At 42.4% G+C, this 23,287-nt stretch carries 20 protein-coding genes; 8 read left to right on the top strand and 12 right to left on the bottom strand.

Translation table 11 applies throughout. The features are described from left to right. Positions 1-22: 22 nt before the first annotated feature. The 4 genes from SD449_RS09720 to SD449_RS09705 all read left to right on the top strand — a co-directional run bounded on the left by SD449_RS09720 (position 23) and on the right by SD449_RS09705 (position 3,994). Positions 23-901, top strand: coding sequence for a 1-aminocyclopropane-1-carboxylate deaminase/D-cysteine desulfhydrase (locus SD449_RS09720; protein ID WP_318310299.1), 879 nt, complete (start codon positions 23-25; stop codon positions 899-901). Then, complete coding sequence (locus SD449_RS09715) at positions 898-1,746, top strand: glucosaminidase domain-containing protein (RefSeq protein ID WP_318310298.1); 849 nt, start codon at positions 898-900, stop codon at positions 1,744-1,746. Before SD449_RS09720 ends, SD449_RS09715 begins: the two co-directional genes overlap by 4 nt. A gap of 481 nt (positions 1,747-2,227) precedes the next feature. Then, positions 2,228-3,505, top strand: a complete 1,278-nt coding sequence (hemL, locus tag SD449_RS09710; protein ID WP_318310296.1) for a glutamate-1-semialdehyde 2,1-aminomutase — start codon at positions 2,228-2,230, stop codon at positions 3,503-3,505. Between the two features lie 189 nt (positions 3,506-3,694). Continuing rightward, positions 3,695-3,994, top strand: a complete 300-nt coding sequence (locus SD449_RS09705) for a GIY-YIG nuclease family protein (RefSeq protein ID WP_318310295.1) — start codon at positions 3,695-3,697, stop codon at positions 3,992-3,994. A 601-nt stretch (positions 3,995-4,595) separates the two neighbouring features. Here SD449_RS09705 and SD449_RS09700 read toward each other — a convergent pair. Next, positions 4,596-4,790: a helix-turn-helix transcriptional regulator gene (locus SD449_RS09700; protein ID WP_288980748.1), complete on the bottom strand. Its 195-nt coding sequence runs from the start codon at positions 4,788-4,790 to the stop codon at positions 4,596-4,598. Between the two features lie 154 nt (positions 4,791-4,944). Here SD449_RS09700 and SD449_RS09695 point away from each other — a divergent pair, with 154 nt between their 5' ends. Further along, positions 4,945-5,238 carry a hypothetical protein gene (locus SD449_RS09695; RefSeq protein WP_318310292.1) on the top strand — a complete coding sequence of 98 codons (294 nt, stop codon included), beginning with the start codon at positions 4,945-4,947 and terminating at the stop codon, positions 5,236-5,238. Between the two features lie 18 nt (positions 5,239-5,256). Here the strand turns inward: SD449_RS09695 and SD449_RS09690 are convergent, their stop codons facing one another. From SD449_RS09690 to SD449_RS09665, 6 genes are all read right to left on the bottom strand, one after another. Then, a complete protein-coding gene (locus SD449_RS09690; RefSeq protein ID WP_318310290.1) occupies positions 5,257-6,189 on the bottom strand; it encodes a DNA adenine methylase in 933 nt (310 codons plus the stop codon). Position 6,190: 1 nt separating this feature from the next. Then, positions 6,191-7,684 (bottom strand): hypothetical protein, encoded by a 1,494-nt coding sequence (locus SD449_RS09685; protein WP_318310289.1) that lies wholly within the window; start codon positions 7,682-7,684, stop codon positions 6,191-6,193. Positions 7,685-8,080: 396 nt separating this feature from the next. Continuing rightward, on the bottom strand, positions 8,081-9,619 hold the full coding sequence (locus SD449_RS09680; RefSeq protein WP_318310288.1) for an AsmA family protein: 1,539 nt from the start codon (positions 9,617-9,619) through the stop codon (positions 8,081-8,083). A gap of 42 nt (positions 9,620-9,661) precedes the next feature. Further along, entirely contained in the window at positions 9,662-10,063 is a 402-nt protein-coding gene (locus tag SD449_RS09675) for an arsenate reductase family protein (RefSeq protein ID WP_318310287.1), read from the bottom strand. Between the two features lie 209 nt (positions 10,064-10,272). Next, complete coding sequence (locus SD449_RS09670) at positions 10,273-11,781, bottom strand: HmuY family protein (RefSeq protein WP_318310286.1); 1,509 nt, start codon at positions 11,779-11,781, stop codon at positions 10,273-10,275. Between the two features lie 5 nt (positions 11,782-11,786). Beyond that, a complete protein-coding gene (locus SD449_RS09665; RefSeq protein WP_318310285.1) occupies positions 11,787-13,952 on the bottom strand; it encodes a TonB-dependent receptor plug domain-containing protein in 2,166 nt (721 codons plus the stop codon). Between the two features lie 105 nt (positions 13,953-14,057). Between SD449_RS09665 and SD449_RS09660 the strand changes: the two genes are divergently transcribed. Both SD449_RS09660 and SD449_RS09655 read left to right on the top strand, forming a co-directional pair. Then, entirely contained in the window at positions 14,058-14,981 is a 924-nt protein-coding gene (locus SD449_RS09660) for a DUF6607 family protein (RefSeq protein WP_318310284.1), read from the top strand. Then, positions 14,965-15,519: an FMN-binding protein gene (locus tag SD449_RS09655; protein ID WP_318310282.1), complete on the top strand. Its 555-nt coding sequence runs from the start codon at positions 14,965-14,967 to the stop codon at positions 15,517-15,519. Before SD449_RS09660 ends, SD449_RS09655 begins: the two co-directional genes overlap by 17 nt. A 73-nt stretch (positions 15,520-15,592) precedes the next feature. Here the strand turns inward: SD449_RS09655 and SD449_RS09650 are convergent, their stop codons facing one another. The 4 genes from SD449_RS09650 to SD449_RS09635 form a co-directional block, all read right to left on the bottom strand. Then, positions 15,593-16,318 carry a DUF3307 domain-containing protein gene (locus SD449_RS09650; RefSeq protein WP_207035487.1) on the bottom strand — a complete coding sequence of 242 codons (726 nt, stop codon included), beginning with the start codon at positions 16,316-16,318 and terminating at the stop codon, positions 15,593-15,595. Next, positions 16,315-16,914: a transcriptional regulator gene (locus SD449_RS09645; protein ID WP_318310281.1), complete on the bottom strand. Its 600-nt coding sequence runs from the start codon at positions 16,912-16,914 to the stop codon at positions 16,315-16,317. Before SD449_RS09645 ends, SD449_RS09650 begins: the two co-directional genes overlap by 4 nt. Positions 16,915-17,488: 574 nt before the next feature. Further along, positions 17,489-17,680: a hypothetical protein gene (locus tag SD449_RS09640; RefSeq protein ID WP_318310280.1), complete on the bottom strand. Its 192-nt coding sequence runs from the start codon at positions 17,678-17,680 to the stop codon at positions 17,489-17,491. Between the two features lie 162 nt (positions 17,681-17,842). After that, a complete protein-coding gene (locus SD449_RS09635; protein ID WP_318310278.1) occupies positions 17,843-20,344 on the bottom strand; it encodes a zinc-dependent metalloprotease in 2,502 nt (833 codons plus the stop codon). Positions 20,345-20,610: 266 nt separating this feature from the next. Here SD449_RS09635 and SD449_RS09630 point away from each other — a divergent pair, with 266 nt between their 5' ends. Continuing rightward, positions 20,611-21,330, top strand: coding sequence for a hypothetical protein (locus SD449_RS09630; protein WP_318310277.1), 720 nt, complete (start codon positions 20,611-20,613; stop codon positions 21,328-21,330). 437 nt (positions 21,331-21,767) lie between these two features. Here SD449_RS09630 and SD449_RS09625 read toward each other — a convergent pair whose 3' ends face one another. After that, positions 21,768-23,198 (bottom strand): SLC13 family permease, encoded by a 1,431-nt coding sequence (locus SD449_RS09625; RefSeq protein ID WP_318310276.1) that lies wholly within the window; start codon positions 23,196-23,198, stop codon positions 21,768-21,770. Positions 23,199-23,287: the final 89 nt, after the last annotated feature.

Raw genomic sequence — 23,287 nt, 5'->3', positions numbered from 1 at the left:
CGTACCCAATCAGCATATTAATATGACCCTTTTGCGCGAAAAGGGAGTTGAACTCTATTTAAAAAGAGAGGACACCATTCATCCACATATCTCTGGCAACAAATACCGAAAGCTTAAATACAACTTGCTTGAAGCCAAAAAACAGGGCAAAGACACTTTGCTCACCTTTGGCGGGGCCTTTTCCAACCATATTGCCGCGACGGCCTGTGCAGGACATGAACAAGGGATAAAAACCATTGGCGTGATCCGTGGCGAGGAACTTGCCGATAAGTGGCACGATAATCCTACCTTGAATATGGCCCACGAGAATGGCATGCAATTCCATTTTGTATCTCGAAGCGATTACCAGCTCAAAAATGACTCTTCATTTATTCAGAATTTAAAAGATCGGTTCGGGGAGGTGTACGTTTTGCCCGAAGGCGGAACCAACGCATTGGCCGTGAAGGGCTGTTCAGAAATTTTGACCAAAGAAGACGCGCAATTCGATTACATCTGCAGCGCCGTGGGAACGGGGGGCACCTTAACGGGATTGATCAATGCGGCACGACCCCATCAAACGGTTTTGGGGTTCCCTGCGTTAAAGGGTGATTTTTTAATCGAAGAGATTCGTACATTTGTTCACAACGACCGTTGGAAACTCGTAACCGACTATCATTTTGGAGGTTATGCCAAAGTTGACCGACCGTTGATAGATTTCATCAACCTTTTTAAAAGTAAAACAGGGATACCCCTGGACCCTATATACACGGGAAAGATGCTTTTTGGTATTTTTGACCTTGTAAAAAAGGGTGTGTTCCCACCTGGAACCCAAATTTTGGCCATTCATACAGGTGGATTACAGGGAATTAAGGGGATGAATCGTATACTGAAAAAGAAAAATTTACCGTTATTGGACGTATGATCAGGCGAATAGGATATGTATTGATTGTGGCTCTATTGCTCTCTAGCTGTGGTGCCAAAAAAAGAAGGTCGACCCAAAAAAAAGGTGCTCCCGTTGTGATAAGGACGGAAAAACCGACAACTAAAACTACGAACGATCTTGATACCGAAGAGACCCTCGACCTTTTTCCCATGCCAGAGGACACCGGTCGTTTTGAACGCTTTCCCATCTCCGATACCGAGGACTACATTGACAACTTTGCCGAGATTGCCCAGTACGAGATGCGTGCTTTTGGCATTCCCGCCAGTATCACGTTGGCGCAGGGCATTTTGGAAAGTGGCTCCGGTCGTGGGGAGCTTACCCTAAAAACAAACAATCACTTTGGCATTAAATGTCATACAGGATGGCAGGGCGAGTTCGATTTCCATGATGATGATGCCAAGGGGGAATGTTTTAGAAAATACAACCACCCCATGTACTCCTTCCGAGATCACAGTATATTTTTATCCACCCGTTCGCGCTATGCTTTTTTGTTCAATTATCGAAGGGACGACTATAAAAAATGGGCACACGGATTGCGACAGGCGGGCTACGCGACCGACCGAAAATATCCAGAAAAATTGATTGCCATCATCGAACGCTACAAGCTCCATGAGTACGACGAGGCCGTAGTGGATACAGGTCTGTCCCCGGTACGCCAGCCAAAACAGTACGATGTGTTCACCCACACCGTGGAAAAGGGCGATACGCTCTATGCGATATCCAGGCGTTACGATATTTCGGTGGATGAGCTTCGCAGACTCAACAATTTGAACGATAATATTATCTCCATCGGACAGGTGCTGAACATCCGGGTTTCACAATAGTTTTTTGTTGATGGTTTCTGGTTGATGGTTTTCCGTGTTGTCACATCGAGCACAGTCGAGATGTGATGATGAGGTTCTCGACTGCGCTCGAACTGACATATGATTTGTGCCCTGAGCTGAGTCGGAAGGTGCTAGACAAAATCCATTTCCCAAAAAGTATTATCCTCATTACCTTTGCGGAGAGCAGTTCGAAATCTATGTGACATAGGATTTGTGCCCTGAGCGCCTGCCTGCCGCAGGCAGGGAGTCGAAGGGTGCTAAAAATAGATGAATGGATTCCCATTTTCATGGGAATGACACTAAACGTTCAAATTGACAAATGATACGTCAACCTGAACTCGTTTCAGGTTCTCATTAAGAGTAAAAGCTGATTGGATGAGATGCTGAAACAGGTTCAGCATGACGAAAAGAATTAATAAAAAGATTCCCGTCGGAATTTATGCCGAGCATAGTCGAAGCAAGGGAATGACAAAATATACTTATGATCTACCAACGAAGCAGTGCCCTGTTCGCTGAGGCCAAAAAATATATTCCTGGAGGAGTAAATTCACCCGTACGGGCGTTTAAAGCCGTGGGGGGCGACCCTATTTTTATCAAGGAGGCCAAAGGAGCTTACCTTTACGATGAGGACGGCAACCAACTTATCGATTACATTGCTTCGTGGGGTCCGCTGATTCTGGGTCATGCGTACGAACCCGTAATCCAAGCGGTGATCGAGAAGGCGAAAAAGGGAACTTCCTTTGGAACGCCGACCGAAATCGAGACGGAACTTGCCAAACTGGCTGTGTCCATGGTGCCAAATATTGACAAAATCCGTTTTGTGAACAGCGGCACCGAAGCCTGTATGAGTGCGGTGCGCCTCGCGCGCGGGTACACGGGCAAGGACAAGATCATTAAATTTGCAGGCTGCTACCACGGCCATTCCGACTCGTTTTTGATACAAGCGGGGAGCGGTGCCGTTACCTTTGGCAGTCCCAACAGTCCTGGGGTAACGCAGGGCACGGCCAAGGACACCCTATTGGCCGATTACAACGATTTGGAAGGCGTAAAAGCCTTGGTGGAAGCCAATAAAGGCGAGATTGCCGCCATTATTTTGGAACCCGTAGCGGGGAACATGGGCTGTATTATCCCCAAGGATGAATTTATACAAGGACTTCGTGACATCTGCACCCAAGAAGGAATTTTGTTGTTGTTTGATGAGGTGATGACAGGTTTTCGTCTCGGAAAAGGAGGCGCGCAGGAAGCCTTGGGCATTGATGCCGATATTGTAATGTTCGGAAAAGTAATCGGTGGCGGACTGCCCGTTGGGGCGTTTGCGGCCAAAGCCGAAATCATGGCGCATTTGGCGCCGGAAGGACCTGTGTACCAAGCGGGCACTTTGAGCGGAAACCCTTTGGCGATGAGTGCGGGACTGGCCATGCTTACCGCCTTGAACAACCAGCCTGAAATTTTTACCAGTTTGGCCGAAAAAACGGAGTATCTGCACAAGGGCATTGCCATGGTGCTGACCAAAAAAGGCGTGACGCACCAGATCAACCGTTATGGCAGTATGATCTCCGTACATTTTACGGAGGAACCTGTGGTGGATTTTGCGAGCTCTGCGAAGGGCAACAACGATACTTTTAAAAAGTACTTCCATGGCATGTTGGAAAATGGGGTGTACTTACCGCCCTCTGCTTTTGAAAGCTACTTTTTAAACGATGCCCTTAGCTTTGCCGATTTGGATCGCACCATTGAGGCGGTGGCGAAGGTATTTTAATTCGTCATTTCGAAGAAGCGCAGCGACTGAGAAATCTGGTTGCGTTCTGAGATTTCTCACGTACGTTCGAAATGACATAGATTCTTCTTCTGGTCATTTTGAAAAGACAATCAGGCTGGGGTCATTTCGAAATGAGGAGTGCAGCTACTATTGAGAAATCTATTATCATGAAAATAGATATATTTAAAAATGCTTTCGTCCTATTATGTATATATCGTTACCAATGAAAAGAAGACGGTGCTCTATATTGGTGTGACCAATAACATCCAAAATAGACTTTCACAACATTGTTTTGATAGCGAAAATGCCAAAAAGTCCTTCGCAGGGAAGTACAACTGTTACCATTTGGTATACTATGAACCATTTGATTCCATTGAATCCGCCATTGCGAGAGAAAAGGAATTAAAGAAATGGCGAAGAGAAAAGAAGGATAGATTGATTTCTTCTTTTAATCCGAATTGGGAGTTTTTGAACCAACAGGTGATTTAGTCATTTCGAAGAAGCGCAGCGACTGAGAAATCTTATTAAGTTTGAGATTTCTCACACTCCTTTCAGTCGCTTCGAAATGACATAAGATCGGTCATTTCGAAATGAGGAGTGAAACGACGATTGAGAAATCCATTTGTATTTGAGATTTCTCCCATTCAGTCGAAATGACACGGTGATGGGACAGGACCATTGAAGCGGTGTCGAGGGTGTTTTAATTCGTCATTTCGAAGATGCGCAGCGACTGAGAAATCTAGATTTCTCACACTCCTTACAGTCGGTTCGAAATGACATAAGATCGGTCATTTCGAAATGAGGAGTGAAACGACGATTGAGAAATCTGGTTGCGTTCTGAGATTTCTCCCATTCGGTCGAAATGACACGGTGATGGGACATGACGATTAAAGCGGTGTCGAGGGTGTTTTAATTCGTCATTTCGAAGAAGCGAAGCGACTGAGAAATCTAGATTTCTCACACTCCTTACAGTCGGTTCGAAATGACATAAGATTGGTCATTTCGAAATGAGGAGCTGAAACGACGATTGAGAAATCTGGTTGCGTTCTGAGATTTCTCACATACGTTCGAAATGACAATTTAGCGGGTGTTATGATTTTGTAGACACCAACAATTCCCTGACATCCACATCCAGAATCTTTGCAATTTCCCGTAAAATAGGAATACTGGGCTGCTTTTTATTGTTGCAATAATTGGTGACCACTACGTAGCTTTTGTCTAATTGCTCCGCAAGCCACATTTGGCTTCTACCCTGTTGTTTTAATACCTCTTTGATTCTGTTCATAAGAAAAAACAATACAGGAACATATTACTTTGTATTATATATGTTTAATGTATTGTAATCTGTTTGTTTAGAGTATAGCAAAATACAATACAAAAAAGTATTGTAAAATATTATAATATGATATATATTTATATTGTATTATAATAATTTTATTGTGATTGACAAGTCCCAAATCATACATCTGATACAGCAAGATTTAAAACACAGCCAACTCACCGAAAGTTTACGGAATTTAGGTTTGGATGATGGTGGATTGTACAGTTTGGATTTGATGTCGCTGGTTGCCCAATTGATGCAAGTGCCGCCAGAGCAAATGGAAAACTTTGCAGAAATCTATGGCAGTTACTTGGATAAAGCCGCTAAGTATCCAGTTACTTATTTGGGAGAACATCTTTTGCCTGTTGCTGAAGCATGTTATCATAGGCTGTTGGGTGGTAAAGACGGTTGAGGTTATGGGGAAGGTGTTTTAAGATGCGATTTCTAAGTTCTTTGGTTTGGGTTTTTGATAGATTATTTTTGAACTGGTTTTTGTTTTCCTTCTTTTGAAATTTAGCGGATTCCAATTTTCTATCTCAGGCTGTAAAATATTCTTACTTAAAAAAAGGATTTCTTTACCTTCCCTAATTTCATATGCAGTATGTTTAAATGAAAATTCCTTTTTAGGGCAGTCTGAATAAAGTTTCTGAATTTCTACCACATTGTCATAAGAAACAATCCATTTGTGATTGTTTATTGTTTTGATTTTATCACTTACCTCCTTATGGTCAATAGGTTTATAATGATTAAGGTAAAGTGAGTCCGCTTTGTGGTAATAAGGAGGGTCAAAATAATAAATGCAGTTTTTGATTTTTGAGTTAGACTGAATTTTGTCTATTAGGTCAAGGGCATCTAGATTGTAGAGAGTAATTCTATTTTTTTTGGAAGCTATTTTCTTGATTCTCAGAATTAAATCAGGTTTGTTAAATCTGCAATCCATTAAATAATCCCCATCTTGATTTACACCGCCCATAATTCCACCTAAAATTATCCCTGACCGATTTGTTCGGTTAAGATAGAATGTTGAAAAGCCCAACTCAAGTAAACTATAATCTTCTTTATTATATTGGATTTCTCTTTGTCTTCTCCATTCTAGCAAAGTTAAATCAGCCTCCTCAATAAGTTGACATAGTCTGTCGGTTTCGTTTAATACAGAATGCCAAAAAGCATAAATAGCCTTGTCCTTGTCATTTAGAGTAATTTTCCTAACATGGCCTTCAAATAATAAAAAAAGAGCTACAGCTGCACCACCTGAATAGGGTTCAATATAATTTTCATCAATTTTATTATCCATGCAAACTTTTGCTATAAATGCTGAAAGCTTATTTTTTCCTCCTGGATATCTTAAAGGTGAATAGAGCATATTATAGTTTTGTTAAATCGATTGAGGTTAACAAATCATTTTCATCCTGGAGCATAAATTCAATCAAATCAATTAAATTGTCGCAAATTCCTTTCGCGTCAGCAGGTATAGCACCAACTCTGTAATTATGAATTATTTGATGAGAACGTTGTAAATCAAAATCTTCAAATGCTTTTCGAACACCTGTATCTGTAATTAGTTCCGTAAATTTTGTTTTTAACACATCAAAATTTGTATATGGTAAAGGATTATGACTTTTAGTTTTATATGCTAATACAAAATGATTAGATGTATTGATAGGTTTACCATTTTTCTTATTGGTATTTTCAACTACAAATTTTAAAGTACATTCAAATGCAACTCTAGTGAGAGCAGTCTTTGCATTAGCGAAATTGTTTTGGTCTAGTTTATAAGTTTCCTCAATTAGTCTCTTTAAAGCACTGGGAATTTGTTTTCTTTTAAGTGTAGGTTTATTCTTTACACTATGTCTTGTATTCGAAGAGTTTTGGTTACTGCTAGGACTTACAGAATTTGTCGATGAATCATTAGTTTGCGAACTATTACTATCTGAGTGTGTATTATTAGCTTCATTTCCTGAATTAGAAGAACTAGAACTTGATGTACCATTAACCGAATTTGAATCCGTTGTCAAAATTGGTGATTCGGTTTCTGGTGGAAAACCATAAGGTTTTAATAAATCCAAAAATGACTTTCCTTCTTTGTATAAGTCATCTAATGTTCTAGATGTTGTGTCTGGGTTATCAATCAAGTAAGGTATAATTGCATTAATGTAGGATTCAAATAGCTTTTTGTCTTTAACAAACAATTCACCTGAATTTTTAAAACTGTAACCACAGTGTTTTCTTTCTCTGAAAAGGCGTTCAAAAATAATTGTTTTTCCTCCAGTTTTCCCTCTACCCTCTCTTACTAACTTTTTAAAGTCTTCACCTTTAAGAGCTACGGCCTCGTGGTAAAAAGTAGCGGTTTTAATAAAATCTTTTGGTTTTGAATCAATTTCTATCAAAGAGTCTAATGAGTTCCCGGACGAAAATAGACGATAAATTTCTATTGCTTTAGCAATTCTACCCCATTTTTTAAAAAGATTACTATTATGCTCTAATCTAATTCGAGTTTCTAAATCAGATAGATTATGATATTCTAAAACAGGTAGTTTTTCAATTTCAAACCTTGATAATCCCAAGTCATATTTATTTGGTGTTTGCAGTGCCTTAACTGCAGCACATCTTCTATTTCCGTCCTTTACTAGAAATCTACCGTCTTCCAATTTAAAAACCCAAAGTGGTCTGTCTTCATAAAATTCTTGGGCATCACTAATAGCTTCCGCAACTTCTTTGGCCGATTCAGTATATAATAGGTATTCTATAATATCACTTTCCTTGTCGCTTCCATTATAAAGTTCGGCAAAACGTGGATTCTCTTTGTCAAGTATTAGCTTGTCAAGTTCAATTTCTGATTGTGTATATTTTTTTGTCATGATTGAATTATAATACAACTAAATGCATACTTATCATTAGATGAGAATAAAACCAATACATTCATCATCCTTATGCAAAGCATAGCTAGTTACTACAGTAAAGTTCTAGGGGAAAGGGGCTGCGAACGGCAAATTACTAATTCCCAACAAATTACCATTACGGAAAAACCTTAAAAAAACTAGGGGTTTTCTGCAATTTGCAATTTGCAGTTGACATTTGTCAATTTTTTGGGTTAAGGGTGGAATGGGTTAAAGGTTAAATGGTGAAAGGTGAAAGGTGGATGGGTAAAAGGTGAAGGGTTTACAGTAAACAGTAAGCAGTTAACAGTTAAAATGGAAAATGATTTTTATAGCGTAAAACATTCTTTTCTGACTTCTGACTTCCGACTCCTGACCTCAGTCCTTTTTCTTGCCCCGTCCCATCATGGTGTCGACCAAGCCTTCTTTTAGGTTGATCCATAAATAATTGAAGAAAGATTTCGTCTGGTTGCGCTCTACCTTAAAATCTCCATGGCGGAAGCCGTCCGCATCCGTTTTTTCACCCTTTTTGGTAAACAGGTTCACTACGGCGGTAAGGATCTTGTTTACGCCCAGTCCATCTTTTTTCAGTAGGGTGAACTCAAAATCATCATATTTCATCTTCATATCGCCCTGCGATTCCAGTTCGTCCCCGCTGATCGTAAAATACATTTGCTGAATGGTCCCCGTGACCTCGGCATTGAGGTTGGTCTTTAAAAACGGGTTAATGCTCTCCGACTTAAAGTTGGACAGCGAGCCTTTGGCCAAAAAGCGGTTGGCCTTGTTTTGGGGGTCAAAACTCCACTCCAAACTAAACGGACCGTTGTCCATCAGTGTGGCATTGATGTCGATGGCTACGTCGCCCTTACCTTGGGTGTGGAGGTTGTTGATGGTGGCCTCAATATCGGCAAACCTCAGTTCTTCGGGTTCCACATCGGCCTCCAACCGCTCTTGGTAGGTGATGAGTCCCTCGGAAATACCAATGGTATCCACTTGCAGGTCCATTTTTAAATCGCGGAGGGCCTGGTTGTACAGTTTTTTATGGGTGGTATCGTCGGGCAACAGCTTGTCGCGGTACACATGAAAAATGGGTTTCCGCAATTGCATTTCGCCCAAGTGAAAGTAGGGCAGGTCGTTCTCGAAGCCGAAATCCCAATCGGTCAGCGAAATGTCATCAATGTTGAGGTTGTAATGGTCGTGCTCCACCTGTAACCGTCGGGAAAGTTCCGATTTGCTGTATTTGGTGCGCAACACAAACTGTTGAAATCCGCCAGCATCGGGCGTTAGCTGCATCCGTTCAAATTGGATAAACTCCAAAGCGCTCATGCTGTAGTAGCCTTTTTTGGTGTTCAGCTCGTAGGTGCCAAAGGCAAAGGGAATATTTTCTTGGGCGGTCTCTTTATCAAATTTGATATCGGAAAGGGTAAAGTCGATGCCCTTCACAGTGGCCGTGCTGTCGGCCGTTTTGTTCAACATATAAAACGTCCCGTTTTGGATGCTAAAGGTGTTGACGGTATAGGTTTTGGAAGGGTCTTGTTTCTCTTTTTTTAAGGTAGTGTCTTTTTCCGTTTGATGATAAACGACCTGGGGAGCTTCGAGGCTTATCTCACCAATGGTAATATCCCCATTTTGAAGCAAAGGGATGTATTCCAGACCCGATACGGTAACGGATTTAGCCTTGAAATCGATGTTTTGTTCCGAGTTGTTGGCGCTCACATCGCTCAGGCTGATTTTTCCCAAAAGTACGTTGGTGCTTACATCACCATAGGTAAGGTTGAGTTCGGCAGGAACTTTTTCCTTGAGTATGGACTTTACCTTGTGGGCGAAGAACCATTGTGCCGCAATGCCCACCAAAATCAATGATAAGAGGATAGTGACGGTTATTTTCAGGTAGCGGGAGACGTTGCGTTGCGGCATAAGTGTGTTAATGGTGTGTTTAATAGATATGGGAGGGGAGGCCTAGTCTTCTTCTTCCTCCAAAAAGGCCACGACATCCGAAGGGGTGTCGATTTGTACGGCACGATCGCCGTTCACCAAAATGGGCTGGGTCACCACCTTGGGATTTTTTTCCAGTACCTTGAGCCAGTCATTCTCATCCTGTAGTTCGGCATTTTTGCCATACTTATCTACAAAATCGGGATGCTCGGTATTGATGAGTTCCTTAATGGGCTTTCCCAATAGCTTGGCCAATTCGGTCCATTGCGTGGCCGTAACTTTGACCTTGTCCAGGTTTACGTCCAATATTTTTTTATTGGAGGATTTGAGGTAGGCCAAGGTCTGCATCCCCTTGTTGGTTTCGGCGTTATAAAACAGTTTTACTTCCCGTTTGTTCGTTGCTATTACTCCCATGTCGTCCTTCATTTATATATCGTTTTCTATAAAGTAATGATTTTTTGATGGTTCGCTTTAACCCAATCCATTTTTTTAGTGTCGTGAAAGGGGGTGATACATAAAAAGCGGGACCACTGGCCCCGCTCCTCACACAAACTAACTCAAACTGAACCACTCAGGATAATGGGATAACAAAAGGTAGTATGGGTCCAGTGTTGAGCATCTGAATAAATGAATCGTTACAGGCGTTCATAGGTAAACTGGTAGTGCCCCCTTTCGCCTTCCGTGCTTTTATAATCCGTAAAATCGAATTTGTAGTAGTTTCCATCGGCATCTTTTAGCACGTAGTACACATTTTCGTTGATCACACCATTAAAGGCATCTCTCCAGCCACTGCCCACAACAGCTCTGTTGTCAAATACAAATGCGGATTCGTCCACATCGCCCATGGTAAAGTTGGAGTAGGTGGGAACATCCCCTTCAATGGTCACCTGGTAGAGTCCCACATTGCCCAATGTATTGTGGAGCACGTAGTCGGAATAGGTAAGCCCGGCAACCAAGCCGCCAGAATCTCCGTAGTAAGAGAATACTCCGCTAAGGTTGATGTCCCATTGGTCTTTGTTGGGCTCTACGCTAATGGTTTCGCCGTTGGTCAAACTAAAAGCGGTAAGGTTGTAGGCAGCGTCTTTGGATATTGTCACTTCATTGTACGACTCGGTTTCGGCCAATTCTGCATATTGAATGGTGTAGCTGTTACCATCGCTCAATACCCTGACCTTCATGTACCCTCTTTGGTCGCCAGTAGTTGCGATGCTCCCTGTTTCTGCTGGCTTCGTTGGAATTTCGTATCCCAAACTAAGGATGTACACATAGTTTTCCGTTGCAGTGGTGGATACCTCGGAGAAAGCGGTCCCCTCCAAGGTGCCTTCGGCATTGTCGGTAAAGGAAATGCCTTCGTCCAAATTTCCGTATTGATAATAGCCTACGGGCAAACCTTCCAAAAGTTCGGACACGGTGCCTACAGTTACGGCTTCTGGCTGAAACATGGCGTTAAGACCTGTCAATTCCATTGGTTCGGGAAGGTCGCTAGCTTCTGTAATAGCAAGTAAATCAGTTTCTCCTGTAATTTCAACAGCCGATACGGCTAAGGCTGGATTTAAGAACACACGGTTTTCAGTCCCATTGTAGAACGCAATTTCCCAAGTGTCCCGTCGCACGGCCGTCTGGGTCGCGGAGCTAAAGTCAAAATAGACCTGATTGGGTATGTTGGACCCACCGTTTTCGGAATCGATTATACCGTTTGTGGATGCGATAGGGGTAAAGCTCACCAAAGCAGATGCTTTGGCCCCCTGTTTCCAATCCGTTTGATCAAAACTGCCAATGGAAAAGGTCACCGATTTTGTGGAACCTTCAATGGCATTGGACAATTTGTTGAAGGTAAAAGAGGCGCTTTGGTCCCCTTTTGCCACTACAACGGCAATGGTTCCCGACTCTCCATTGGGGGTAGTTGTAAAATCCGTTCCATATTCCGCATTGGTACCTGTGTAGGCAATGCTAATGGTTCCCGCTTCCGATGCAGGTCTGGAAAAGTTGAGCTGAACATCAATGGAGGTGTCCTCTTCGGTGGTGCTTACGGTCTCACTATTGAAGTTTACCGTGAAGTCTATCAGGTCTTGGCCCTCATCGTCGCTACAGGAGCTGATGATGAGCAAAAGTGCGATTGCTTTTAAAATGATTGTTTTTCTCATTGGTTTTAATTGAAATTTAGATTGTATAATAGTTTTAGGTAATATGATCTTCCATTGCCGAACAAACGGCTTGGAGCGCCTCCACTTCCGTGGGCTCCCGTGGGGGTGTCCGAGGCATTCACCCGAACAATGTCGAAGATGTTGCGTGCGCCTAGGGTAAGGCTTAAGTTTTTGGTAATATGAGTCCGTGCTGAGGCATCCATCCATGTGAAATCATCGGTTTGGCCTACTTCGGTACCATCCGAGCCGCTTTGTACGATCTGGGTCCTTCCCGTGTACTTGAGTTGGGCGGACAGGGTTGTGTTGATTGATGGAACCGTATAGCTCAAGGCTGATTGTAGATTGAAACTCCACAGATAATCGCTGTTGTCTTCCGTGGATTCGTCCACCGTGGTGGAAGCACCCAAATACGTCATCCCCAAAGAGGCCTGCCAACGGTTCATGGTTAGGGAATTCTCTAAAGAGAAGCCTAATATTCTGGAACGGTCCACATTATCAAAAGTGAACAGGTTACGGTCCTGCTCGTCCACATCAATAACGGATGCTATTTTTCCGTCAATATCAAAATAGTAGTATTTTAGGGCCGTTTTGAGCATACTTGTGTCGGACAGCCTAAATTTTTCTTCCACGTTCAAGAAAAGTGAAATACCATCTTCGGGGTTTAGGTTGGGATTCCCTTGCACATTGTGGTTCGAGTCCACAAAGTAGAAGAATAGTTCCTCAAAATTGGGCGCCCTAAAGGCGGAACCGAACACAGCTTTTATTTTGAAGGTGTTGCTGATGTCGTAGGTAGAGGAGAGGGACCAAATCAATTTGTTGCCGAATTGGGAGTTGTTGGTGAATCGGGCTCCTGGGAAGATGGAAAATCTATTAGTTAGGTTAAAATCCGCCACCCCAAAGAAATCGTAGTTTTCCAACGTGTTTTCCACCACATCGCTGGAATATGCGCCCGTGGCAATGGCATCAAAACCTGTTTGATGGTTAAACTCATACCCCAGTTGCAGATTTAAGAAATCCGATTTGGGGACCATATTGCTCACAAAGCCCTTGGAGTACCATATTTCACTGGATTGACTTAAATCGTCGGCGATAACGGATTCGATTCCCTGCTCGAGGATATTGTATACATATTGTTTGTAATAGCGCTTTTGGGTTTGATGGGACACGGACAGGTTGTAGACCGTTGACCCTTTGATGGGACCTGTAACATTAAGGTTGTTCATGAGGCGCTCCGTGTCAAAATTTTCATCCAAGGCGGTGGGCCTTACCATCCCCGTGTTACTGTCCAGCCTACCGTTTATATAATGGTTGTACACTGGAACGGATTCATCGTAGTATTGGATCTTGTAAAAGATGTTGTGTTTGCCCAGCGATGTATTCAGGTTGCCATAAGCCGTCAATTGCTCCTTGGGATTCCACTCCATCCCGCGGAGACTATCGTTTACCACCGCATTATCCTGAATGTTCACATAGTTTTTTCCGCGGTAACCATTAAAAAAACCAGCATTGTCGTTTCGGGAACCCCCGATGGCAACACTGGTCTTATCACTCAATTGATGGCTAAGTTTTACGTTTTGGATATGTCGGCCTTCATCAAAAAGGGCATATTCGCTGCCTACGGTCTCTTCTTGTACGGATAACTGCAATTGCCATTTGTGGTTATTGTTCAATCCGCGTTTGCTCACAATATTGATAACGCCTGCCACGGCATTGTCTCCGTAAAGCACCCCCATGGATCCTTCCACGATTTCTATCCGTTCCACATCCTCCAAATTGATCTGGGTAATGTCGATGTTGTTCCCCATACCATTGTCGCTGGCCATGGGAATACCATCGATGAGCACTTTTACATACTGTCCGTCCAATCCGAACATACTAATGGTGGAACGGCCCGTGGAGGGGTCCGGCGTAACGGTAATATTGAGATTATAGTTAAGAATGTCGGCCAAATTGTTTCCAGCTACCTTGGCAATGTCCTTTTGATCTAGAACGCCCACAGCGAACAATTTCTTGCTCAGCGACATTACTTTGCTCTCGCCTGTCAATACCACTTCGTCCAATTGTTGCATGGACAATGAGTCTTTTTGAGTGGTTTTTGATTCTTGCGCAAGTCCGAACAACGAGAAAAGTAAGGTTAAAAATGGGAGATTGATATTTTTATTTAGACTCATTCTAATTAATTTATGAAAGCAAATATATATTTTATTTTTATTTAATCTAAATAAGTTTATTATTTTTGACCAGAACATTTTTAAAACAATCTAACACGAACCGATATGAAGAATTTTATGTTACCCTTGCTGGTTGTGGGTTTAACAACCATTGGCGCAACCGCGCAAGAAAAAAAAGAGCTGGACCGCGAAGCTATTTTGGACATGTGCGGCTGCTACGAAGTCAGTTTTAAGTACACGGAAACCTTTGCGCCCGAAATTGACTACGAGAAACATTTGGACTATACTTCCAGTGCTCTGGAACTGGCCCTGCCCATAGAAGAGGGAGACGATAAAATTTCCTTGCAGCACTTGTTGGTGCTCAACGATACTATGGTAATCAAACACTGGAGACAGGATTGGTTGTATGAAAACCAGAAGATTTTCCATTATGATAAGGACAATAATTGGGTGTTCAGTGAGCTTCCTGCAGAGGAGGTAAAGGGACAATGGACACAAAAAGTATATCAAGTGGACGATAGTCCCAGATATGCAGGTTCCTCTACCTGGGTCCATTTTGATGGAAAGCATTATTGGGAAAACCAAAGTGATTCTCCACTACCGCGTAGGGAATATTCCAAAAGAAGCGATTACAACGTGATGAGCCGTGGAAACAGGCAGGAAATCACGACTACAGGATGGGTGCACGAACAGGACAATGACAAAATTATCCGTAAAGATGGTAAGGAAGATGTTTTGTTGGCACAAGAGAAAGGATACAATACCTATGTTAAGGTAGCCGATGAGCGCTGCAAAGCTGCCAAGGATTGGTGGAAGAAGAACAAGGATTTTTGGGCCACTGCCCGTGATGCTTGGGATGAAGTATATGAAAGGGAAGGGGATTTGACCTTGTTGAAACAGGTCGATGGTCAACCGTTGTTCATGCACTTTTACGGTCTGGAGAAAGAAAACGCGGATAAAGCTGAGATTTTGGAGACCATCAACAAGTTTATAGCGGACAAAAACACAAAGCATGTTGAAGGGCAGTAGATTCCGCTTTTTTAGTGGTTTGATAATAGCTTCCACCCTGCTGCTTTTTGGTTTTAGGGCGGACAAGATATCGGACAGGCTGCAGGAAAAAATCAATACCGCTATTCAGGGGACGTATGAAGTTGATGAATTCTCCATGGACCTGATGAATGTCTCTGTCGATTTGAACGGAAAAACTCCTTCAGAATTGGGAGGGGAAAATTTGTTCAGGATTACTGCTGGGGAGAAAAAATTGGGATATGTGTATGTGGGGGTTGCCCCTAGTTTAAAGAAAACGTTCGACTATGTGGTTTTGCTCAATCCCGACCTAAGCGTGAAAAAATCCAAAATATTGATTTACCGAGAAGATCATGGCCGCCAGGTGGGAAGCCAGCGTTGGTTGAAACAGTTTATCGGAAGAAAATCGGGGGAGAAACTGGTGTATGGTAAAGATATCGATGGGATTTCGGGTGCCACGGTCTCTGCAAAATCCATGACCCTAGCGGTAAACAACGTATTGGAAAGCCTTCAAATTCTAAAGAACAACAACTTTTTTTAAGCAAGTGTTTCGATTCAATTAGTGCAGAAAAGGCCATTCTTTATAGGATGGCTTTTTCGTTTTTTGGTAGTGGCTAAAGCTGTTCGGCCAAATACATATAAAACGTACCCGATAGGATGGCCAGACCAAAGCTTAATAGTGTACCAATAAGTACGTACTCGGTCAATTTTCTGTTCTTGCCCTTGTTGAGGTCACCAAAACGGAACACGGATTTGGCTGCGATCAATAGACCGATGGCAGCCCATTGCTGCATCAAAATAAAACCAAACACAAAGAGCCTTTCCAGCATCCCGATATAGGTTCCTGCATTTTTTAGCGAGCCTCCTTCCTCGGATACATCGTTCTTCGCAATTTCATCAATGTACGGAGCCAACAACATTCGCATTATAATACCTGATACGTAGGTGACGAACACCAAAAAAGTAATCAGTAGTAGGGTGTTTTCTGTCAACAAATTGCTGAAATCCAGCGGGAACGGTTCTATCCAATACAGCACCGCACCAAGGACCAAAAGATGCAATACTTGATCTAAGACGAATAGCCAGCGATAATTTTTTGCGTTGGTCAGGGATAATTTGCCCAAGTCGATAAGGAAGTGAGTCACTACAATAACCAAAATTGGTAGAATGTGTTGAAATTGTAGGATAATCAATAGAGCCAGTAGATGCACCCCAATATGAAAATAGAGGTATTTGGACCGTCCCTTTTTCTCCAATTTATCCTCTACCCAATGTGCTGGTTGGAGTACAAAGTCTCCAATAAAGTGGGCAAGTATAAGTTTTAGGGCCAAAATCATCATAATTGGGCGAGTTGTGCTTTGTAAAAATGAATCATTTTTTGGACTTCGTCAAATCCTGATCGTATCAATGCTTCACTAATGGTGCTTTGTGATTTGCCCAGTTTGGATGCAATTTCGCTTTGGTTGGCATTGGGATGCTCCATTGCAGCCTTTACCGTTTTGGAGGTTGCGGGCAACCAGTTGTCCATCGTCATGGTTGACAAAAGGAGCATTAAATTAATGGTTTCATCAAAGTTTTTATGGTCAGATTTTAAGGCCAAGGTTTGCTTCTTGAGGTTTTCGAAACATTCTCCAGAGTTTACAAAGGCTGGGCCGTTGGATTCGGTAATGTGGGGTGCATCATAATTTTTTATACCCAGTCCAATGCCTATGCGTACATCCAATTGGCGAATTTGTTTGATGCATGCTTTTATGTAGATGGCCGCTTCCAATGCATTTTCTGGGGTGGTCTGCAATTGAAAACTGTCGCCCCGGTATATTTCCCAATCCTTGGGTTCCTTACCATATCTGATCAATGCTTCCTTTAAAAGGGGCAACCATTTGTTGGCCTTGTGTTCCGAAGAGTTTTTGATGTCTCCTGTAAGTATGGCAATCATGATTGTTTATGTTTATAAATATCTGTAAAATAACCGATAATCAAATATATCGTTTAAAAAGACGATAATCAAATATATCGATAAAAAAACCGATAAAATTAAATTTACGATAGATTATAAAAAAAGAAACCGCGACCATGGCAGGCGCGGCTTCTTAAATCAACAAAAAACACTATCCTCATCTCCCTCTCTCCTGCATTTTTTAATTGCCATGCATATTTTGCGATTGGAGAACTTTCTTCATGCTTCGTACTGGGCTTCGTTCAGCACGTTCCTCATTGCCATCTGACGGTCCAAACGGGCGCTTTCTATTTAAATCTCGTACATCTTATCCTGCTGGGCCTTGGAAAGGTTTAGTACCAAGGTCATATGTTTTGTTCGAAATGTGGCCATTTATCCCAGGGTCATTATGTATGTCTGGCCATGCCAATTCTGATAAGCATAACCAAAACAACTGCTAATCGCTGTATAATACATCTAATGATTTGGTCCTTGGACTTGTGATAATTCCAAAGGTTTAACCTTCATTAAATAGTTTATGAAGCCTTAACAGTAAAAAATGTGCTTAGGGAAATTACTTGATTTCTTTTTCCAAATCTTCCACGGAATCATTGCTGATGTCGTCCGCATCTTCGAAATTGGTTTCAACGTATTCCGTTGAGTTCAATTGATCTTGGAATTTGTCGTGTTGTTCAACCACATAATACAGGGTGGAAGCTGCCACGAAACAGGCAAAGTAGATGAAGCTTTTTGTTTTGTAGGTCATGATGTTGAGATTTGGAATCACTAAAATAACTATTTTGATTGAAAATCTCGGGCATATGTTGTGAAACTGTCCTGATTAGATGTGTATTGGAAAAAAAATAAGGTGTAACCAATGAATACATCGATTACACCTTAACGTATGTACGTAATCTTAAAAACGTACCTATTTGGATGGCTCCAAAATAATATCTATCCTTTCCAGGGCATCCTGAAGGTGATAACGGCTCATGGTATCAGAAATTCTGGCAAGGCCGCCTCTAATGTCACTCTTTAAATTGTTGAGCTCCGCCCGGGCCACAGAACGAATATCGGACTGGCTTGTGTTGATCGGGGTGGATTTTCTGTATCCCCCAAAATCAGGCTGTTTTCCTTGGCTGTCGGCGGTCATCAAATACTCCAAACGGTCAATATGCGCTTTTTGAAGGTTCCTGCGGTAAGTGTCAATGGTCTTACCGTTACGGGTCTCGGACCAGATGCCCCTACGAAGGTCGCGCATCATCTCTACCAGTCCATAGGCCTCATCCCCGTTCAAGGTCTCATTTTCTATAATTCTGGCCAATTTGCCCAATTGCAGCATGGTGCTCAAATAGCGTTCCTGCGTGGCACGAATGCGCTCCACGGAACCTGAATATTCAATTTTATTGAAAATGTTGGGTTCGATCAACCACTCCGGGGTTTCAAAAAGCTGCTCCTGCATAAATTCCATGGCATCTTTTTGGTGCTCTTTGCTCACGTGGGTGTACACGGCACCTTCCTGATCGGCCGTTTTGTGGTATTCGTAAACACCCCCGATATTGTTGGAAACATGACCCATATATCTGCGGAACTGCGCCACAACATGACCGTACATGGTTTCAAGATCGTCGTAATTTTCACCCGCTTCTGTGGTCCAATCCATTAATTTGGGAACAATTCGCTTAAGATTTTCAATACCGTACAAGCTGGCTTTGATCGCATCATCCCCCAAATCCTCGGTTTGTGAACTTGGATCGTGGATATCACCCACCTGCTGGTGTCCAAAACGGTACATTGGGTCTCCTGCATGTTCCAAGATCCAATCGTTTAGGATTGGTTTTTCTTCTTTGGCGGTTTTGTCCAAAATAGGTCGGTATCCCCATTTGATGGCATATTTATCATAGATACCGATATTGGGCATCAAAGCAACACCTTCGTCACCTGGTTGGGCAACGTAGTTAAAACGGGCATAGTCCATAATGGAGGGTGCCGTTCCATATTTTTTGGTGAAACTGGCCGAACGCAAAGAATCAACAGGGTATGCCACACTACTGCCCATATTGTGGGGCAATCCAAGGGTGTGACCCACTTCGTGCGAGGATACAAAACGTATCAAACGCCCCATGATCTCTTCTTCGAACTGTGTTTTTTGCGCATCCGGATTGATTGCGGCAGTTTGTACAAAATACCATCCGCGAAGCAAGCTCATTACATTATGGTACCAGTTGATGTCCGACTCCAGAATTTCACCACTACGTGGATCGCTCACATGGGGACCGTTCGCGTTGGGTATGGGAGAGGCCAGATACCGCACTACGGAGTACCTGACATCCTCGGGAGACCATTCGGGGTCTTCTTCGGGTGAAGGCGGATCTTTGGCAATAATGGCGTTTTTAAAACCTGCCGCTTCAAAGGCTACCTGCCAGTCTTCGATACCTTGTTTAATGTAAGGCACCCACTCCTTGGGTGTTGCGCGATCTACATAATAAATGATCGGTTTTTTGGGCTCTACCAATTCACCTGCCTTGAATTTGGCAATGTCCTCATCCTTTACCTCAAGTCTCCAACGGTCCAAATAGGTGACAGTTTTACTTTCTTGGGCGTCCAGTCCATAATCCACCTGACCTCGGGCAAACCATCCCACACGTTCGTCAAAATAACGACGTTTCATAGGTTCTTTGGGCAGCAAAATCATGGAGTTGTTGATTTCGAGGGAAATGGAACCCAAGCTGGAATTGCTCGGCGGTTCGCTGGAAAGGTATGTCTTCACATGCCTCGCCTCTATGTTCAAAGGGTAGCTTTTGATGGATTCAATATAGCTACGGTCACCATCCATTCTGGTAACCTTATATCTTTTTCTGTATCCATCGGGAAAACCAAGGGCTTTCACATCGTTGGTGAACAATGGGTCCACTTCGATAACGATAGAGGGATTTAGGCTATCTTTTTTGTTGATTGCCTTGATGTCGAAGGCAAAAAGCACAGGTTCAAAGTTGGAGTTGACCACAGCTTCATGAACGGGTAGCGAATCCGCTGCAAAATTTTCATAAGAGGCTACACGGACAAGTACTTTTTTGTCCATTTTTTCCCATCGCAATACTTGGGTATTGATTTTTCCGCCACCAAACCCGATTCCTGAGGCCGTTTTGGAGATTCGGCTTACCATGAGCATTTCACGGTTAAAGAGGGAATCTGGAATTTCATAAAAGTGTTTGTCGTCCACGGTGTGCACGCTAAAAAGACCCTCATCCGTTTTGGCATCCTTGGTGATTACCTTATCATAAGGTTTTATATCGCCCGGTTTAGACTTGTCTTCCTTTTTTTGTTCTGTTTCCTTTTTCTTCTTTTTGAAAAGTTGGGCGTGGGTTGTTTGAACCGTACCCAATAAAATAATCGCTACAAGTAGTCGAGGTAGTAAATTTTTAATCATTATAAGTCAGTTTGAATAACTACAAAGACTCAAAGAACCAAAAAATCGAGAGAATTAACTGTTAAATAAATATTAACACCCATTTTTTTTGCAATGGTGTCCAATCGTTGGGAGTCCTGCGTTTTACTAGAGGTTTGGGCCGAATCGCTATCTATAGCTGGGCTCAGGGTGCATTTGTTTTTCCAAAAAAAATGCTAAATACTGTAACGTTTTGGATTTCGGATAGTCTTATAGGCATATCATCAATCACAAAATTCAATCAAAAAATGAACAAGTTATTATTAATTTATGGTAGTGTTTTATTAAGTACCACAGCCATAGCAAACGACCAACAAAATGCCAAGACCGTCGAGGTCAGGACCGAAACGTCCGGTAGTTTGGAGAACAATGTAACGGTGTTGAACATCAATGCCGATTTGAACGCCTCAGCTTCATGGATGGCAAATTATGCATCGTATGAGTTGAATTTGAACGACCTAACTTATATAGAGGAAGAGCCTGAAGTGGATTTAGGTTTTGATACCTCGGATTACCTTCCGGAAGGTTTTGATCCTTATAAAAGTTATTTTGATTTGAATTCCATCATATTCCTCGAAAACGAAGTTGAACCAATTTTAGGTTTTGATGCCCAAAAGTATCTGCCCGAGAGTTTTAATCCCTATACGGATGTGGTGGATGTACATTCAATCAACTATATGGAGGAAGAGGACATGGATCTTGGTTTTGATACCAAAGATTACTTGCCAGAAGGATTTTCTCCTTACGAAATGTACGTCGATTTAAAGTCCATTCCGTTTGTGGAGAAGGAATTTGACCTGGAGTTGGGAATCAACAGCAAGTATTTATTGCCAGAAGGATTTGATCCTTACACCAACGTAGTTGCCGTTAGCTCCATCAACTACATGGAAGACGAAGAAATTGAATTGGGTTTTGATACTTCCAAGTATCTCCCAGAAAATTTTGATCCTTACCAAAGGGTCAACTAGTAGGATGGTTTAGTTTTCATTTTACAAATTTTTGAGTTAGTTAGTTAAAGCCCTCTTCGTGAGGGCTTTTTTTTTGTTAATGGATTCTTATAAAAATCTGGTTAACAAAAAAATAACATGGCTTTAGATAGCGAGGGAATTTTAGGTAAAATGGATATTGTCGTGTAGAAAATGCAGTGTTTTGAAAGTTTTACTGAAATTTTTGCAGTGTTTTACCCATTTGCTCATGAATCGTTGGGTTGTAGGCTGAATCATGGTGCGTTAACAAAAGACTAATTACAATAATCTTCACAAAAATGGGTTATAACTTTGTACCTAACAAAGAGTTACGCCACACTTGCAAAAAGCAGGTAGCGTTGGTTAAGTTAGTTTCTTACATTTTTTTGAGTTAGTTAGTTTGTGAAAATGCCCTTCCGCCCGGAGGGGCATTTTTAGTTTTAGAACAATAACGGAATCACAAACTGGAACACAAGTACCAGTAATACCACCGCTATTAGATTAAGGATGACACCCACACGGGCCATTTGTGGAATTTTTATGTAACCGCTAGCAAATACAATTGCGTTGGGAGGCGTGGCCATGGGCAACATAAAGGCACAGCTACTGGCAATGGTAACGGGTATCAACAGATGCAGCATGGGGATATCCAGACCAATGGCGATACCGGCCACTACGGGCGCCAAAACAGCTACAAGGGCCACATTGCTCATCAATTCGGTCATAAAAAGCATAAGGAAAATCAACAGTGCAGCAGTAAACAAAACACTTATTTCGCTCTGTGCAATGGCGTTGGCCACCATATCCACAATGCCACTTGCCGACATTCCCTGGGCCAGGGCAAGTCCGCCACCGAAAAGTACCAGAATGCCCCATGCCAATTTGGAGGTGTCTTTCCAGTCGATGATAAAATCCCCTTTTTTAATGTTGTAGGGAATGGCAAAAAGAGCAATGGCCGCAAAAATGCTGATCATGGTATCCGTAAGCCCTAAACTTGGAAAAATATTGTTGATGAGCGTTCTAAAAATCCATAGGAAAACCGTAACACCAAAAATGACTAGTACCATTTTCTCCTTACCGGATGTTGGGCCCAATTTTTTCAATTCTGTGCGGATTACTTCCTTTGAGGCGCTAAACTTTAAATCCCGATTGGGGAACATCCATTTGACCAAAACCAAGTAACAGATTGCAATCATGATGATGGAAAAGGGCAATCCAATGGTCATCCATTTTAAAAAGGAAATTTCGGTGTTGTATTCATTTTCCAACAATCCGATCAAAACCGAGTTGGGTGGCGTCCCTATAACCGTGGCAATTCCACCTGCATTGGCCGAAAACGCGATTCCCAGCATAACGCAAAGGGCAAAGTTTTGATCGTTCTTGGTAAAACCGTCTTCATCGTTTACCAATAAGTTGATCACAGAAATGGCAATGGGGAGCATAACCACTGTACTTGCCGTATTACTGATCCACATGCTAAGGGTGGCAGTGGCGATCATGAAACCTAGAATCACTTTGTTGGGCGTGGTACCGGTAAGTCGTATGATGTTGAGTGCTATCCTGCGGTGCAGGTTTACCTTTTCCAGCGCAAGGGCCATTACAAATCCGCCAAAGAAGAGAAAAACGATGGGGCTTCCATAGTTGGCACCTACCTCCGCAATGGGCAGTACTTTCAAAATAGGCAATAGGAGCAATGGTAAGAGGGCGGTCACTGAAATAGAAACAGCCTCGGTTATCCACCAGATCAGCATCCAAGCGGCAATCGAGATTACGGGGTCGCCTTTTTCTGACACCATTTCAAAAGGCAATAGGTTCAGTATGAGGAATACGATCGGTCCTAGGACCAAACCAATTTTTTTGCTTAGTTCCATTGGGGTTCTAAGCTATGCTTTTTTATGAAAAGATAAAAATAATGAAGCCCCGTGAAGGGGCTTCAAGATTAAATTTTGATAAAAAGGAT

It is taken from the genome of Flagellimonas crocea (assembly GCF_033441595.1).
Lineage (GTDB): Bacteria > Bacteroidota > Bacteroidia > Flavobacteriales > Flavobacteriaceae > Flagellimonas > Flagellimonas crocea.
Note: the sequence above shows the minus strand (reverse complement) of the source record. Positions and strands in the feature narration are given on the sequence as shown.

Coding starts and splice junctions, on each gene's coding strand:
- SD449_RS09720 (WP_318310299.1), top strand. CDS start 23: ATGACCCTTTTGCGCGAAAAGGGAGTTGAACTCTATTTAAAAAGAGAG.
- SD449_RS09715 (WP_318310298.1), top strand. CDS start 898: ATGATCAGGCGAATAGGATATGTATTGATTGTGGCTCTATTGCTCTCT.
- hemL (WP_318310296.1), top strand. CDS start 2,228: ATGATCTACCAACGAAGCAGTGCCCTGTTCGCTGAGGCCAAAAAATAT.
- SD449_RS09705 (WP_318310295.1), top strand. CDS start 3,695: ATGCTTTCGTCCTATTATGTATATATCGTTACCAATGAAAAGAAGACG.
- SD449_RS09700 (WP_288980748.1), bottom strand. CDS start 4,790: ATGAACAGAATCAAAGAGGTATTAAAACAACAGGGTAGAAGCCAAATG.
- SD449_RS09690 (WP_318310290.1), bottom strand. CDS start 6,189: ATGCTCTATTCACCTTTAAGATATCCAGGAGGAAAAAATAAGCTTTCA.
- SD449_RS09685 (WP_318310289.1), bottom strand. CDS start 7,684: ATGACAAAAAAATATACACAATCAGAAATTGAACTTGACAAGCTAATA.
- SD449_RS09680 (WP_318310288.1), bottom strand. CDS start 9,619: ATGCCGCAACGCAACGTCTCCCGCTACCTGAAAATAACCGTCACTATC.
- SD449_RS09675 (WP_318310287.1), bottom strand. CDS start 10,063: ATGAAGGACGACATGGGAGTAATAGCAACGAACAAACGGGAAGTAAAA.
- SD449_RS09670 (WP_318310286.1), bottom strand. CDS start 11,781: ATGAGAAAAACAATCATTTTAAAAGCAATCGCACTTTTGCTCATCATC.
- SD449_RS09665 (WP_318310285.1), bottom strand. CDS start 13,952: ATGAGTCTAAATAAAAATATCAATCTCCCATTTTTAACCTTACTTTTC.
- SD449_RS09660 (WP_318310284.1), top strand. CDS start 14,058: ATGAAGAATTTTATGTTACCCTTGCTGGTTGTGGGTTTAACAACCATT.
- SD449_RS09655 (WP_318310282.1), top strand. CDS start 14,965: ATGTTGAAGGGCAGTAGATTCCGCTTTTTTAGTGGTTTGATAATAGCT.
- SD449_RS09650 (WP_207035487.1), bottom strand. CDS start 16,318: ATGATGATTTTGGCCCTAAAACTTATACTTGCCCACTTTATTGGAGAC.
- SD449_RS09645 (WP_318310281.1), bottom strand. CDS start 16,914: ATGATTGCCATACTTACAGGAGACATCAAAAACTCTTCGGAACACAAG.
- SD449_RS09640 (WP_318310280.1), bottom strand. CDS start 17,680: ATGACCTACAAAACAAAAAGCTTCATCTACTTTGCCTGTTTCGTGGCA.
- SD449_RS09635 (WP_318310278.1), bottom strand. CDS start 20,344: ATGATTAAAAATTTACTACCTCGACTACTTGTAGCGATTATTTTATTG.
- SD449_RS09630 (WP_318310277.1), top strand. CDS start 20,611: ATGAACAAGTTATTATTAATTTATGGTAGTGTTTTATTAAGTACCACA.
- SD449_RS09625 (WP_318310276.1), bottom strand. CDS start 23,198: ATGGAACTAAGCAAAAAAATTGGTTTGGTCCTAGGACCGATCGTATTC.